The sequence below is a fragment of the Paraburkholderia acidiphila genome (assembly GCF_009789655.1).
GTDB lineage: Bacteria > Pseudomonadota > Gammaproteobacteria > Burkholderiales > Burkholderiaceae > Paraburkholderia > Paraburkholderia acidiphila.
The window spans coordinates 1,738,646-1,752,628 of sequence record NZ_CP046910.1; the positions used below are offsets into that span (position 1 = coordinate 1,738,646).

The window sequence follows — 13,983 nt, forward strand, 5'->3', positions numbered from 1 at the left end:
GGCTTGCAGCGGCGTCACGAAAGCGGAGCGAGCGTCGACAGCAGCGCCTGCGCGTCGCTGCGCGTGGCCGGATCGTTCGACTCGATCACTTCGTTGATGAGCGAGCGCGCGCCGGACACGTCGCCAAGCGCGATGTACTCGTGCGCGAGATCGAGCTTGTTGCGCGCGATGCGAGCGAGCTGATCGGGCGTGAAGACCGGCAGCGGCTCCGCCGAATCGGGCGGCAGGTTCAGGTCGAAGTCGAGCGTGAGCGCGCCAAAGCGCGGCGCGCCGAGGCCTGCGAGCGCGCCCGCGCCCGCCGTGCCCGCCTCGATGGCCTCGCCCGCCATCCGCGTCGGCGGCTCGAAGAACGGCGACGAGAGACGCGCCGACGCCTCGGGCGTGGCGGCCGGCTCCGTCGAGAGCGGCCCAGTGGGGATGACCGGCTCCCCGATGCGCGGCGGCAGGGGCAGGTCGAGGCCCCCCAGTGCTTCGATGGCATCGTGCGGGAAAGCGATCGGTACTTCGGCGTAGCTCATGTCTTCTGCGGTAACTGCGGGTGCTGACGTAATTTCAGGTGCGGTAAGCGGCGCAGGCGGGCGCTCGAAGGCTTCGGCAACAGGCGGCGTTTGCGCGACGTGCGGTTCGGCCTGCGCGGCGTGCAACGTTTGCGCGGCTTGCGGGGTTTGTGGTGCGCCATCGCCGAAATCCAGCGCGATATCGGGTGTTGCAGGCTTTTGGGCGCGCGCAGGCTCTTCCAGCGTGCGCGCCAGCGCCTCGGCGTCTTCGGCTGTGCGCGGCGCGCCGAGACTTTCGGGCGGCAGCGCATCGGCACCCAGTTCCGCCGCGGCGGCAAGGCTTGCGGCTTCCGTCGCGTCGGCCAGAGTCTGCGGTCCGCCCGGTTCGACGTCGTGCGGCTGCTCTTGTGCTGCGTGAGCTTCCTGAGCTTCCTGCGCTTCCTGGACGACGGACGGCTCTTGCGGCGTGGCAGGATGCAGCTTCTCGGTCAGCGTAGGCGGCAGCGCTTCGTCGTGCTCCAGCGGAGCAGACGAGACGACGGGCGTAGGCACCGGCGAGACCACCGCTTCGTCCGCCTCGCGCGCTGCCGGCGACACGACTTCGGCCTCCGCCGCGGGTGCGATCTCCGGCTTATCCGCTGCGTGCGCAATCGGCTCGCTCAACACCAGCGGCTCTTCGACCAGCGGCGCGGCGGCAGCAGCGGCTGCGGAGGATGCCGACGGCGTCGGCTCGTGCGCCTCGGGCGAAACTTCAGACGCCTGCTCGACGGGCTTCTTGCGCTTGCGCATCAGCAGGCGCACAAACAACGCCAGCAGCGCGACGACAACCGCCGCCGCGCCACCAATCGCGATCGGAGAGACTTCCGGCTGGGCGCCGGCCGCGCCGGCATTTGCAGCGCCGTTCTGCACAGGTGCGCCGCCTTGCGCGGCAGGCAACGCGCCGCCCGCAGTCTGCGCCGGCTTGCCGATGCCGTGCTGCTGCAACGCCATCAGCACGCGGTTCTTCAATGCGAGGAGCTGCTGAAGGCTGGAGACCTTCGCGCCTTGCGCCGGTGCGACTGCCGCACTGCTGGCCGGGGCCGACTGGATCGAGCCGCTCCACACGTGCGAGTCGCTGGCCGCTGACGCCGGCGCTGCCGCGCTCGCCGCCGCGCCGGAAGCGCCTTGCGCGGCTGCTTCGGGGCCGCTCGCAGCGACCGCCGAGGCAGGCGCCGCCGTTGCCGTGACCGCGCTGGCCGAACTCGCGCCAGCCGTTGCGGCGGCAGCGGCCGACGATGCAGGCGCTACCGCCTCGGCCGCGGCACTCGAAGCCGCAGCGGGTGCGCTGGCGGACGCTGCAGGCACCGCAGGCGCACTCGCCGCAGCGGCAGGCGCGCTGGCGGCTGCCGAAGCCGCAACAGCCCCACCCGGGGCCGCCGTCATGCCCGCCGCCGCGCTGGAAACGTCCGGCGTGGCCGGCACGTTCAGCGTCGCGCCCACGCGCATGCGGCTGGGATCCTGCTTGATGAACGCATTGGGGTTCGCATCGAACAGCGCCTGGCTCATGCGTGCGAGCGTGGCCTTGTCGTGCGACTGCGTGACGTCGACGGCCACGTCGTGCAGCGACTGGCCGGGATGAACGGTGTATTGCCCCGCGACGCTCACCGCAGCGGCGGAAGAGGCAGCGCTCGCGGCGCCCGGCGCCGCACTTGCGCCACCCTGCGCAGCGGCCAGGCCGCAGAACAGGAAACTCGCCGCCGCCACTGTGGCGCGGACGGCGCGCCGCCCTTGGGCGCGCTTCGCGCGAGGCGCGGCGGAAACAGAATCAAATCGAACGATCATCAGTTGCCCTGGCATACCGCTCTTGCGGCTGTCGATCAAATGGGAGTGTGCTTCGGGGCGATTGCATCGATGCATGCAACGAAAAGCGTGCAATAAAAAAAGCGCCGCGACTGGCGCGGCGCTTTTCACCCTGTCTACGCGTCATTAGCCGCGTAGTTTAATTCATTCACTTGTCGAGCAGAATGCGCAACATGCGGCGTAGCGGTTCCGCCGCACCCCACAGCAGCTGATCGCCCACCGTGAAGGCCGACAGATACTCGCCGCCCATGGCCAGCTTGCGCAGACGGCCCACCGGCACCGACAGCGTGCCCGTGACCTTTGCCGGCGACAGATCGCGCATCGAAGCCTCGCGCTGGTTCGGCACGACCTTGACCCAGTCGTTGGCAGAAGCGAGGATGCCGTCGATCTCGTCGAGCGGCACGTCCTTCTTCAGCTTGATCGTGAGCGCCTGCGAGTGGCAGCGCATCGCGCCGATACGTACGCACAGGCCGTCGACCGGAATCGAGCCCGGCTGACCCATGGCCGGCTTGCCGAGAATCTTGTTGGTTTCCGCGCCGCCCTTCCACTCTTCCTTCGACATGCCGTTGCCGAGGTCCTTGTCGATCCAGGGGATCAGCGAGCCCGCGAGCGGCACGCCGAAGTGCTCGGTCGGCATGGCGTCGCTGTTCATGGTGGCGAGCACCTTGCGGTCGATGTCGAGGATCGCCGACGACGGGTTGGCCAGGTCGCTCGCAACCGATGCGTTGAGCGCACCCATCTGCGAAAGCAGTTCGCGCATGTTCTGCGCGCCCGCGCCCGAAGCCGCCTGGTACGTCATGGCCGTGATCCAGTCGACGAGGTTCTCGCGGAACAGGCCGCCGAGCGCCATCAGCATGAGGCTGACCGTGCAGTTGCCGCCGATGAAGTCCTTCTGGCCCTTGACCAGCGCGTCCTTGATGACGTCCAGGTTGACCGGGTCGAGGATGATGACCGCGTCGTCCTTCATGCGCAGCGCCGAGGCCGCGTCGATCCAGTAACCGGTCCAGCCTGCCGCGCGCAGCTTCGGATACACCTCGTTGGTGTAGTCGCCGCCCTGGCAGGTGATGATGATGTCGCACTTCTTGAGCTCGTCGACGCTGTTCGCGTCCTTGAGCTTCGTCTCGTTTTTGGCGAACGACGGAGCCGCGCCGCCTGCATTGCTGGTGCTGAAAAACACCGGTTCGATCAGGTCGAAATCACGTTCTTCCTGCATGCGCTGCATCAGCACGCTGCCGACCATGCCGCGCCAACCTACGAGACCTACGTTCATGACTAACCCTTGAGATGGACACTTCCCCGCTTCGCTCGCCCGGCGTGGCCGCGCGGGGAAGATGAGCGGGCACGACGAGCGATCAACGAATGGTGATCGTTTTCGTAATCGTGGTTTTCGTGCTAATGGCGAGCGAAATCGCGCGGGCCGTGCCGCGGATGTTCGTAACAGTCGTGATCGGGGAGATCTTCGCCATCGAAGCAATATACACGAAACAGTTAATTTGCGCGGAAAAAACCATACTTTCCGCTATTTGCAACGCCGTTTTTCAGGCGCACGAAACAAAAAAGGGCACGCGTTAAACGGCGTGCCCTTCATACGACTTTACAGCGCTGCGATCACCGCGTCGCCCATTGCCACCGTGCCGACCTGCTTGCAGTCCGGCGTGATGATATCGGCGGTGCGATAGCCTTGTTCGAGCACCTTCTTCACCGCGCTTTCGATGCGGTCCGCCTGTTCCGGGCGGCCGAGCGAATAGCGCAGCATCATGGCCGCCGAAAGGATCGTGGCGAGCGGGTTGGCAATGCCCTTGCCCGCGATATCCGGCGCCGAACCATGCGATGGCTCGTACAGACCCTTGTTGTTCTTGTCGAGCGAGGCCGAGGGCAGCATGCCGATCGAACCCGTGAGCATCGCGGCTTCGTCCGAGAGAATGTCGCCGAACATGTTGCCGGTCACCACCACGTCGAACGCCTTCGGCGCCTTCACGAGCTGCATGGCCGCGTTGTCGACGTACATGTGCGACAGCTCGACGTCCGGGTACTCTTTCGAGACATCGATCATGATGTCCTTCCAGAACTGCGACGTTTCGAGCACGTTGGCCTTGTCGACAGAAGTGAGCTTCTTCTGGCGCTTTTGCGCGGCCTGGAACGCCACGTGAGCGATGCGGCGCACTTCGGGCTCCGCATAGCGCATCGTGTCGAAACCTTCGCGTGCGCCCTTGAAGTTGCCGTCCGGCGCTTCGCGCGTACCGCGCGGCTGGCCGAAGTAGATGTCGCCGTTCAGTTCGCGCACGATCAGGATGTCGAGGCCCGAAACGATCTCGGGCTTGAGCGACGACGCCCCCGTGAGCTGCGGATAGCAGATCGCCGGGCGGAAGTTCGCGAACAGTTCCAGATGCTTGCGCAGGCCGAGAATGGCCTGCTCGGGACGCAGCGCGCGCTCGAGCTTGTCGTACTTCCAGTCGCCCACGGCGCCGAACAGGATCGCGTCGGCGGACTTCGCCAGCGCGAGCGTTGCCTCGGGCAGCGGGTGGCCGCTTGCCTCGTAGCCCGCGCCGCCAACCGGCGCTTCTTCCAGCTCGAACTTTTCGCCAAGTGCGTTGAGCACCTTCACGGCTTCCTTGACGATCTCGGGACCGATGCCGTCGCCCGGCAGCACTGCAATCTTCATCTTGTGATTCCTCGATATGTTTCGTGTTAGGTGCGCGATGTGTGTAAGCGGATGCGCGTCTGGTGAGTTCTTTTCGGCGTTTGCGCTTTCGCGTTTCCGTGTGTGTTGCCTTGTGGGTTTCCTTGTGGGTTTCCTTGTGTTCGCGTCGGTACTTCAAGCGTTGCCCCTGTGCGGGGCGGCACCTACTTTCTTTGCAGCGGCAAAGAAAGTAGGCAAAGAAAGCCGCTCAAACCGCCAGCGCCAGCCACCGTTCACATCGCACCACCCCACTTGAATGGCTCCGGAGCGTCTGTCACTTCGCACCATTCTCGTTAGTGACAAAGGGCTCATCCGTTCCCGCTGCTCGCTACGCGCGCAGCGGCCGGGTCTGCAAGGGACACCGGAAACCGAAGGGTAGCAAGCGCATTCCAAGAACTTACGCGCCCCAACGGTTTTTGGTTACGCCCTTCGGGGCGCGTAGCGCCGCCGGAAGGATGAGTGCCTTGTCACTCAGTTTGGTGGTGCGAGGTGACAGACGCTCCGGAGCCATTCAAGTGGGGTGGTGCGATGTGAACGGTGGCAGGCACTAGCGGTGTGAGCGGCTTTCTTTTGCCCCGCACAGGGGCAACGCCTGCATACCGACACGAAAACAAGCAAAAAGCAAAAAAGCGCCCACACCCCAACCCTAAATCACGGCAAACACGCTCAAAGCACGCGATTGTTCAGCCACGGCTGGCGCGCAAGCCGCTCAGCTTCATACTGGCGAATCTTGTCAGCGTGCCGCAGCGTGAGCCCAATATCGTCGAAGCCGTTCAAGAGGCAGTAGCGCCGGAACGCGGCCACTTCGAACGGATACTCCTTCGAGCCGTCGGTCGTGCGCACGACCTGCTTGTCCAGATCGACCGTGAGCTGAAAGCCATTGAACGCGTACGTTTCGTTGAACAGGTGATCGACGTCCGATTCGGAGAGCACGATCGGCAGCAGCCCGTTCTTGAAGCAGTTGTTATAGAAGATGTCCGCGAAACTCGGCGCGATGATCGCGCGAAAACCGTACTGGTCGAGCGCCCACGGCGCGTGCTCGCGCGAGCTGCCGCAGCCGAAGTTCTTGCGCGTGAGCAGCACCGAAGCGCCTTGATAACGCGGCTGGTTCAGCACGAAGTCCGGGTTCAGCGGGCGCTTCGAGTTGTCCTGACCCGGCTCGCCGTGATCGAGATAACGCCATTCGTCGAACGCATTCGGACCGAAGCCGGTGCGCTTGATCGACTTGAGGAACTGCTTCGGAATGATCGCGTCGGTATCGACATTCTCGCGATCGAGCGGCGCCACGACGCCGGTGTGTACGATGAATTTTTCCATGATCGTGTTGCCTTACCCGAGCTTGCGAATGTCGACGAAATGGCCTTCGATTGCCGCGGCGGCTGCCATGGCCGGGCTCACGAGGTGCGTGCGACCGCCCGCGCCCTGGCGGCCTTCGAAGTTGCGGTTCGAGGTCGATGCGCAACGCTCGCCCGGCTCCAGGCGGTCGGCGTTCATCGCGAGGCACATCGAGCAGCCCGGCTCGCGCCATTCGAAGCCCGCTTCCGTGAACACCTTGTCGAGGCCTTCGCGCTCGGCTTGCGCCTTCACGAGACCCGAGCCGGGCACCACCATCGCGAGGCGGATGTTCGGCGCCACGCGGCGGCCGAGCTTCTTCACGACATAAGCGGCGGAGCGCAGGTCTTCGATACGCGCATTCGTGCACGAACCGATGAAGATCTTGTCCGGCTTGATCGACTCGATCGGCGTGTTCGGTTCGAGCGCCATGTACTGCAGCGCGCGTTCCATCGCGTCGCGCTTGACCGGGTCCTTCTCGCGCTCGGGGTCCGGCACGCGGCTGTCGACCGACGTGACCATTTCCGGCGACGTGCCCCACGTGACCTGCGGCACGATGTCGGCTGCAGTCAGTTCGACCACGCGGTCGAAGTGCGCGCCTTCGTCGGTGCGGAAGTTCTTCCAGTATTCAACGGCCTGGTCCCATTCCGCGCCTTGCGGCGAGAACGGACGGCCCTTGAGGTATTCGATCGTGGTGTCGTCCACGGCGACCATGCCTGCACGCGCGCCGCCTTCGATCGCCATGTTGCACACGGTCATGCGGCCTTCCATCGTGAGACCGCGGATCATCGAGCCGCCGAATTCCATGGCATAGCCCGTACCGCCCGCCGTGCCGATCTTGCCGATGATGGCGAGCACGATGTCCTTCGCGGTGCAGCCGCGCGGCAGTTGGCCCTCGACCTTCACGAGCATGTTCTTGCTCTTCTTTTGCAGCAACGTTTGCGTGGCCAGCACGTGCTCGACTTCCGAGGTGCCGATGCCGTGCGCCAGCGCGCCGAACGCGCCGTGCGTGGACGTGTGCGAATCGCCGCAAACGATCGTCATGCCGGGCAGCGTCGCACCCTGCTCCGGACCGACGATGTGCACGATGCCCTGACGCTGGTCGCTCATCTTGAACTGCGTGATGCCGAAGGCGTCGCAGTTCGTGTCGAGCGTGTCGACCTGGAGCTTCGAGACCGGATCGGCAATGCCGTGGCTGCGATCCGTCGTGGGCACGTTGTGGTCGGACACGGCCAGGTTCGCGCTGATGCGCCACACGGGGCGCTCGTGCATCTTCAGGCCTTCGAAAGCCTGCGGACTCGTGACTTCGTGCAACAGATGACGGTCGATGTAGAGAATCGTCGTGCCGTCGTCTTCCGTGTGGACCACGTGCGTGTCCCACAATTTGTCGTAGAGCGTCTTTGCCATGATGTGCGGGGGAATGTTTGACTGCGGGGCAATACGGTTGTGTGAATCGATTATGCCACGCGAAACCCGCCTGCTACAGGGCCTCTTCCGAAAAAAAACGATAAAAAACAGTGAGTTGGGTGGTAGTCGCGATACCTGTATCAGCGTTACCCGGCGAGCGCGGGTGTCGTGGGGCGCCTGTGTCGCACCGAAGCGGGCGCACGCGTAGCGCTTGCTGAAGGGACTCGGAAGGCGAAAAAGAGATGCGCCGGCCCGACCGCGACCGGCGCAAGTTGGTTACCGCTGTGAGAACGGTGAAACATGGGCTTCGGAATCCGCGACACAGGGGGAGCCGCATCACCGACGTCCATACCTGTCTAACGGCAAATTGGCGCCAGGGTTTAATCGGGGCCAAGGCTGCGCTCCAAAACGGTGCGCTGGCGAGCGGGCAATTCAATTAGTTATCCTGATTTTTCGAGTTCGTCAACCGCGCCGGGCGGCCGTATCCAATGGAAACCGGGCGCGTCGCCGGGGCGCTCTCGGCCGGATCAGGCACGAGGTTTGCGAGAACCCGCCCGCATGGAATTCCGTCTTGTGATTCCATCGCACTCAATAAACAACGCCGCGGCCGATCAGCCAAACCCGGAGGCTTCATGCCACTCGCAATCCGCACTGCGCAACACAGAACAAGCAGAAAAAAACCAACGGCGCCGCGCCGCTTGCGTGCCGCGCAGCGTGTGTCGCTCGCCGCCGCGGTATGCGCTCTCGGCGCGCTCGCCCCGCGCGCCGAGGCGCAAACCCCCTCGCCGCTTGGCGAATGGCAATACTCCGCTGGCATTCCGCTCGAAAAAATGTTTGAGCCAAACCGTCCCGATTTCGAGGCGCGGCTTGGCGTGGGTGCGACCTTCGAACCGCGCTACGACGGCTCGGACCGCTATCACACATTGGTCGGCCCGAGCATCGACCTGCGCTACAAGGACATCCTGTTCGGCTCGACGGGCGAAGGCTTCGGCGTGAACGTTCTGCAGGGCCCGAACTGGCGCGTGAGCGTAGCCGCAGCCTACGACCTCGGGCGCCGCGGCCAGGACGACCCGACGCGGCTGAACGGCATGGGCAACATCAACCCGGCGCCGGAATTGAAGATCGCGGGCGAGTATGTGATTTCGAAGGACTTTCCGCTCGTGTTCCGCACGGCCTTCACGCGCAGTTTCGGCGGCTCGAATGGCTGGACCGCGGATCTCGGCGCCTATATGCCGCTGCCGGGCAGCAACGAGAACTTCTACTGGTTCGCCGGTCCCTCGGTCACGTTCGCCGACTCCAATTACATGCAGAGCTGGTTTGGCGTGACGCCGCAGCAAGCGGCTGCATCGGGTTACCGTCAGTACGACGCGAGCGCAGGCCTGAAGTCGGCCGGCTTCGGCATCACGATGGTGTATTTCGTCAACAAACATTGGTTCGTGAGCGCCGACGGTGCGATCAAGCGCCTGCTCGGCAGCGCCTCGCACAGCCCGATCATCCAGACGAAGACGGGAGGCGTTTGCGACGTTTCGATCAATTACCAGTTCTAGCGCTGCCGAGCGCTACCGGCAGCCAAGATCGTTGAACTCTTTCTCTGCGTCGCGGCGCTGGTTATAGCGCTGCATCGTGTTTTCCTGTTCCCCGTAGTGACCGTAATTCGGCACGACGGCGTTGGCCTGATCGGTCCCTGTCGGTCTGAACGCGTGGTCATAAGAAGCGGCAACCTCCTTGCAACGCCTCGTCAGGTCGCTCGACCGATCGCCCCCGGGAGGCGCCGTTGCCGCGCCGAAGTTGCTCTGGAGAGGGCTCAGATATTGCCGCGACGTCGCGTCGGGCGTGGGCGGCTTCCCGGTCGTCTGTGCTGGAGCGCGGCTCACCAGCGCGAAAAGACAAAGCGGTACGAAGAGGATGCGGGCGATCATGATCGTCGGTTCGGAAAAAGGCGAGATCGTATCCGCGTCGCGCTATCGCCCGCGTGACGTACGTCAAGGCACGGCGAATCGCAAGAAGAAGCGCCTCGCGTGCACTCGCTCATTTCCCGCTCATTTTTTGCGACTACGCTGACCCTATGGGCCATAGGCCCATAGGCCCGGCCGTCTGCGAACAAGCCGCACACGCTGGCCTCATTTCCCTCTTCATGCAAAGGACGACCATGCTCGCGCCGATCTTCACGGCATCCTTCCTCGGTCAACCCGCGTGGCTCTGGGCCGCCTTCCTCGCGGTGGTGATCGTGCTGCTCGTGCTTGATCTTGGCGTGCTGCACCGTGACGACCATGAAATCGGCATCCGCGAAAGCCTGTGGCTCTCGCTCGGCTATATCGTCGTGGGCGTGCTGTTCGGCGGCTTCGTCTGGTGGCAGCTCGGCGCGCAACCGGCCACCGAATACATCACCGGCTACTTGATCGAAAAATCGCTCTCGCTCGACAACGTGTTCGTCATCGCGTCGATCTTCGGTGCGCTCGCAGTGCCGCGCCAGCTGCAGCATCGCGTGCTGTTCTGGGGCATTGTCGGCGTGCTGGTGCTGCGCGCGTTGATGGTCGGACTCGGCGCGGCGCTCGTCGCGCAGTTCGAGTGGATGCTGTTCGTGTTCGGCGTGTTCCTCGCCGTTACCGGCGTGAAGATGCTGTTTGGCCGAAAGGAAGAGCACAGCGTGGAAGATAACGCGCTGCTGCGCTGGCTTCGCCGCAAGCTGCCGGTCACGCCGCAGCTCGAGGGGCGCGCGTTCCTCGTGCGGCAAGTGCACCCGCGCACCGGCAAGCTCACGCTGCTCGCCACGCCGCTCCTGCTCGCACTCGTGATGATCGAGTTCGCCGACCTGATCTTCGCCGTCGATTCGATCCCCGCTATTTTCTCGATCACGACCGATCCGTTCATCGTCTATACGAGCAACATCTTCGCCGTGCTCGGTCTGCGCGCGCTCTACTTCGCGCTCGCGGCGATGGCGCACCGTTTCTATTACCTCAAGCATGCGCTCGCGCTCGTGCTCGTGTTCATCGGCGCGAAGATCTTTCTGGTGGGCATCATCGGCAAGATTCCCGCCCTGTTCAGCCTCGGCGTGACGGCCGCACTGCTCGCGGGCGGCGTGGTGGTATCGCTCATCAGGACGCGTAAGCCGGAAAGCACGCTCGGCGCTTCATGAACGCAAGCGGCACGTTCCTCATTCTTCGCTCATTTTGCTCTGCGAGGATGGTTTCCATCGAGGCCGCGCTGCCCTTCACGCAAGACGGCGAGGGCCTCGATGACCTGTCACTCATCACGGAGCGCATCATGAAATGCCCCAACTGCCCTGACGTCACCCTCTCGCTCGCAGAGCGTCAGGGCGTCGAACTCGACTACTGCCCGCAGTGTCGCGGCGTCTGGCTCGATCGAGGCGAACTCGACAGACTGATCGAACGCAGCGGCAACCGGCACTATCGCAACGAAGACGACGCACAGGCATTGCGCCAGCACGGTTCGAAGCACGGCTCCCAACACGGCGACTACGCCCCGCGCCGCGCTCACGACAGCTACAGCGGCAATGGTCATCGCCGCAAGTCGTGGCTGCAGGACATCTTCGACTGAGCCACGGCTGCGCCAATCGTTCCATCGCCATCACGTTTAAGAGGATTCCTGAACATGCGTACTTATCTCTGCAACAGCCCGCAAGCCGCTGGCCGGATCGTCGCCGTCGCACTGCTCGCGGACGGCCACCTGAGCAGCGAGGAGCTTGCAGCCGTCCATCGCGCGCGCCTGGCCGACCGGCTCGGCCTCGCGCCGGGCGAATTCGGCGAAATCCTCAAGGGCGTGTGCGAAGACTTGCAGACCACCTCGCATCTGAACTGGAGCGACGCCTGCAAACTCGACTCCGACGTGATGCAGCAAATCATGCGCGAACTCGACGATCCCGCGCTGCGCGCCGAGGTGCTGAATCTCTGCCATGTCGCGGTGTATTCGGACCGGCACGTCGCCGAAAACGAAGTCGCGTTGCTCGCCTCGCTTAGCCGCGCCTGGCAGAAGGAACCCTGGCAGCGCCTGCTGGCGTAACTTCGCGCGCGATGCGTGCCTTCCCCCACGCAACGCGCCACGCGGCGAGCTCCACACTCGCCGCGGTTTTTTGCAGCGCGCAGTGCCTTGCGCGCTTCTTTTATTCGAACGTTCCCGCGCTCACGTGCAAACGGCCCAACCGAGCCCGCGAACGTTGCGGATCACCGCGTGGCCAAACTTGCGGCGCACGCTGTAGATCACAGCATCCACCGCATTGCTTTCCACTTCCTCGCCCCAGCCATAAAGCCGCTCCTCGATCTGCTGACGCGACAGAATCGCGCCCGGCCGCTCGAGCAGCGCGAGCATGAGCGCGTACTCGCGCGCGGATAGGTCGTCGGACTGGCCGTCGAACGTGAGGCGCCGCGCGTTCATGTCGAGCGTCACGCGGCCGCTGCCCATGGTCGGCGAAGCGAAGCCCGACTTGCGCCGCACCACGGCGCGGATGCGCGCAAGCAGTTCCTTGCTCTCGAACGGCTTCACGAGATAGTCGTCCGCGCCGAGATCGAGGCCCTCCACGCGCGTGTCCACGTCGTCGCGGGCGGTGATGATGAGCACCGGCGTGGCGTCCTGCGACTCGCGCAGGCCACGCAGCACGTCGAGCCCGCTCATGTCGGAAAGACCCAGGTCGAGCAGGATTGCCGTGTACGAGCCGTCGCGAATCGCCGCGCGGCCGCTCTCGCCCGTACGCACCCAGTCGACGCTGTATGACGCGTCCTTCAACGCGCGCAGTAACGCAGGCCCGATCAGCAGATCGTCTTCGATCAGCAGAATGCGCATCGTGTCCGTCCTTGGTTTCGCATGCTTCCCGGGATTTTGCCTTACCGGCTTGCGCCGGATTCGCGCGGTAACTCGATTCGCGCGACGATGCCGCTTTGTCCGTCGCGCCGGTTCGCGAGCGTCACGCGCCCGCGATAGCTCCGCGCCACCGCCTGCGCAATGGCGAGGCCAAGACCGCTTCCGTGCGCATCATGACCGCCTGCACGAAAAAAGCGGTCGAATACGCGCGGCAAGTCGGACTCGGCAATGCCGGGCCCGTTATCGGTCACCTCGATGACAACGCCTTTGTCCTCGCGGCGCACCGCCACGTCCACGTTCGCACCTTGCTGGCTGTAGCGGATCGCGTTGTCCACGAGATTGCGCACGAGCACGCGCATATCGGTTTCGGTGGCGCGCACCGTCACGTCGTCCAGGCGCGTCACACCCAGATCGACCGCGCGCGCGTCGGCGAGCGGCAGCAGATCGGCCAGCGCATCGGTGACGATCTGCGGCAACGACACCTCCGCCAGCACGCGTTGCGCACTGCCGATTTCGGCACGCGCAAGACCGAGCAGCTGCGAGACGAGCGCGCCCGTGCGCACGATGCCGCGCCGCAACTCCTCGAAGCGCTCGGGGTACTGTTCGGGCGGCGCATTGCGCAGATTGTCGATCTGCAATTGCATGGCGGAAATCGGCGAACGCAATTCGTGCGCGGCGTCGGCGATGAACATGCGCTCGGCGTTCACGAGCACGGAAAGGCGCTCGATCATGCGATTGATCGATTCGACGAAAGGCCGCAATTCGACGGGCGCCTGCGCGGCTTCGAGCGGTTTGAGGTCGTGCAGATCGACGTTCGCGGCGCGGTGCCCGATGCGCTCGAGCGGCCGCAGCGAAACGCGCACGGTCACGGCGATCGTGAACGCGAGCAGCGGCAGCAGCGCGAGCACGGGCAGCAGGCTCCAGAACGCCACGCGCAACGCGTTGCGGTTACGCATGCTGCGCGATTCGGCCACCTGAATGTATTCGTCGCCGGCGGCGAGCGCGAACACGTCCCACGCCTCGCCGTCATAGTCGATCGACGAGAAGCCGCTTTGCGCGCGCGGCAGCGCGACGTTCGCGTTGCTCGTGCGGCGTGGCGCGTCGCCGTCGCCCTCGGACCAGATCTGCACGACGAAATCGTCGGCGGGCGAGCGTTCGCCGCGCTCCGTCGCGCGATGCGGCACGCCCGTCTGCACGTGCGCGGCCGCGTCGCGCAGCGTCGTGTTGAACTCGGCGGCGAGACTGCGCACGACAAGGAAGGTGCCGAGCGCGCCCAGCACGCCGACGAGGATCGCGAGCGTGCCGATCGCAATGCTCAGGCGGCGATGCAGGGAATGCGCGGCGAAGAACATGGAGCGTCTCGGGTTGGGAGGCGCGCTCCATCATAAAGGATTCGCGGCGTGCGTTCGGCTG

At 64.8% G+C, this 13,983-nt stretch carries 13 protein-coding genes; 5 read left to right on the forward strand and 8 right to left on the reverse strand.

Going from position 1 to position 13,983, the window contains the following annotated elements; genetic code table 11:
• Positions 1 to 14: 14 nt before the first annotated feature.
• The gene (locus FAZ97_RS22265) at positions 15 to 2,318 is read right to left on the reverse strand and encodes a FimV/HubP family polar landmark protein (RefSeq protein ID WP_158760565.1); all 2,304 of its coding nucleotides are present in this window, start codon (positions 2,316 to 2,318) and stop codon (positions 15 to 17) included.
• A 166-nt stretch (positions 2,319 to 2,484) separates the two neighbouring features.
• Complete coding sequence (gene asd, locus FAZ97_RS22270) at positions 2,485 to 3,606, reverse strand: aspartate-semialdehyde dehydrogenase (RefSeq protein WP_158760566.1); 1,122 nt, start codon at positions 3,604 to 3,606, stop codon at positions 2,485 to 2,487.
• An 89-nt stretch (positions 3,607 to 3,695) separates the two neighbouring features.
• Between asd and FAZ97_RS22275 the strand changes: the two genes are divergently transcribed.
• A complete protein-coding gene (locus FAZ97_RS22275; protein WP_158760567.1) occupies positions 3,696 to 3,908 on the forward strand; it encodes a hypothetical protein in 213 nt (70 codons plus the stop codon).
• 22 nt (positions 3,909 to 3,930) lie between these two features.
• Here FAZ97_RS22275 and leuB read toward each other — a convergent pair whose 3' ends face one another.
• The 3 genes from leuB to leuC all read right to left on the reverse strand — a co-directional run bounded on the left by leuB (position 3,931) and on the right by leuC (position 7,755).
• A complete protein-coding gene (gene leuB, locus FAZ97_RS22280; protein WP_133183870.1) occupies positions 3,931 to 4,998 on the reverse strand; it encodes a 3-isopropylmalate dehydrogenase in 1,068 nt (355 codons plus the stop codon).
• Positions 4,999 to 5,682: 684 nt separating this feature from the next.
• Positions 5,683 to 6,333, reverse strand: coding sequence for a 3-isopropylmalate dehydratase small subunit (gene leuD, locus FAZ97_RS22285; RefSeq protein ID WP_158760568.1), 651 nt, complete (start codon positions 6,331 to 6,333; stop codon positions 5,683 to 5,685).
• A gap of 12 nt (positions 6,334 to 6,345) precedes the next feature.
• Positions 6,346 to 7,755 carry a 3-isopropylmalate dehydratase large subunit gene (leuC, locus tag FAZ97_RS22290; RefSeq protein WP_158760569.1) on the reverse strand — a complete coding sequence of 470 codons (1,410 nt, stop codon included), beginning with the start codon at positions 7,753 to 7,755 and terminating at the stop codon, positions 6,346 to 6,348.
• A 632-nt stretch (positions 7,756 to 8,387) separates the two neighbouring features.
• Between leuC and FAZ97_RS22295 the strand changes: the two genes are divergently transcribed.
• Positions 8,388 to 9,302 (forward strand): MipA/OmpV family protein, encoded by a 915-nt coding sequence (locus tag FAZ97_RS22295; RefSeq protein ID WP_158760570.1) that lies wholly within the window; start codon positions 8,388 to 8,390, stop codon positions 9,300 to 9,302.
• 12 nt (positions 9,303 to 9,314) lie between these two features.
• Here FAZ97_RS22295 and FAZ97_RS22300 read toward each other — a convergent pair whose 3' ends face one another.
• Positions 9,315 to 9,674 (reverse strand): hypothetical protein, encoded by a 360-nt coding sequence (locus tag FAZ97_RS22300; RefSeq protein WP_158760571.1) that lies wholly within the window; start codon positions 9,672 to 9,674, stop codon positions 9,315 to 9,317.
• Positions 9,675 to 9,889: 215 nt separating this feature from the next.
• On the opposite strand from FAZ97_RS22300, the gene FAZ97_RS22305 reads away from it, so the two are divergent.
• From FAZ97_RS22305 to FAZ97_RS22315, 3 genes are all read left to right on the forward strand, one after another.
• Positions 9,890 to 10,891, forward strand: coding sequence for a TerC family protein (locus FAZ97_RS22305; RefSeq protein WP_233271734.1), 1,002 nt, complete (start codon positions 9,890 to 9,892; stop codon positions 10,889 to 10,891).
• A gap of 128 nt (positions 10,892 to 11,019) precedes the next feature.
• Positions 11,020 to 11,313 (forward strand): TFIIB-type zinc ribbon-containing protein, encoded by a 294-nt coding sequence (locus tag FAZ97_RS22310; RefSeq protein ID WP_158760572.1) that lies wholly within the window; start codon positions 11,020 to 11,022, stop codon positions 11,311 to 11,313.
• Between the two features lie 54 nt (positions 11,314 to 11,367).
• The gene (locus FAZ97_RS22315) at positions 11,368 to 11,775 is read left to right on the forward strand and encodes a tellurite resistance TerB family protein (protein ID WP_158760573.1); all 408 of its coding nucleotides are present in this window, start codon (positions 11,368 to 11,370) and stop codon (positions 11,773 to 11,775) included.
• Between the two features lie 120 nt (positions 11,776 to 11,895).
• Here the strand turns inward: FAZ97_RS22315 and FAZ97_RS22320 are convergent, their stop codons facing one another.
• Positions 11,896 to 12,552, reverse strand: coding sequence for a response regulator transcription factor (locus FAZ97_RS22320; RefSeq protein WP_158760574.1), 657 nt, complete (start codon positions 12,550 to 12,552; stop codon positions 11,896 to 11,898).
• A 41-nt stretch (positions 12,553 to 12,593) separates the two neighbouring features.
• Positions 12,594 to 13,922, reverse strand: coding sequence for a sensor histidine kinase (locus FAZ97_RS22325; protein WP_158760575.1), 1,329 nt, complete (start codon positions 13,920 to 13,922; stop codon positions 12,594 to 12,596).
• Positions 13,923 to 13,983: the final 61 nt, after the last annotated feature.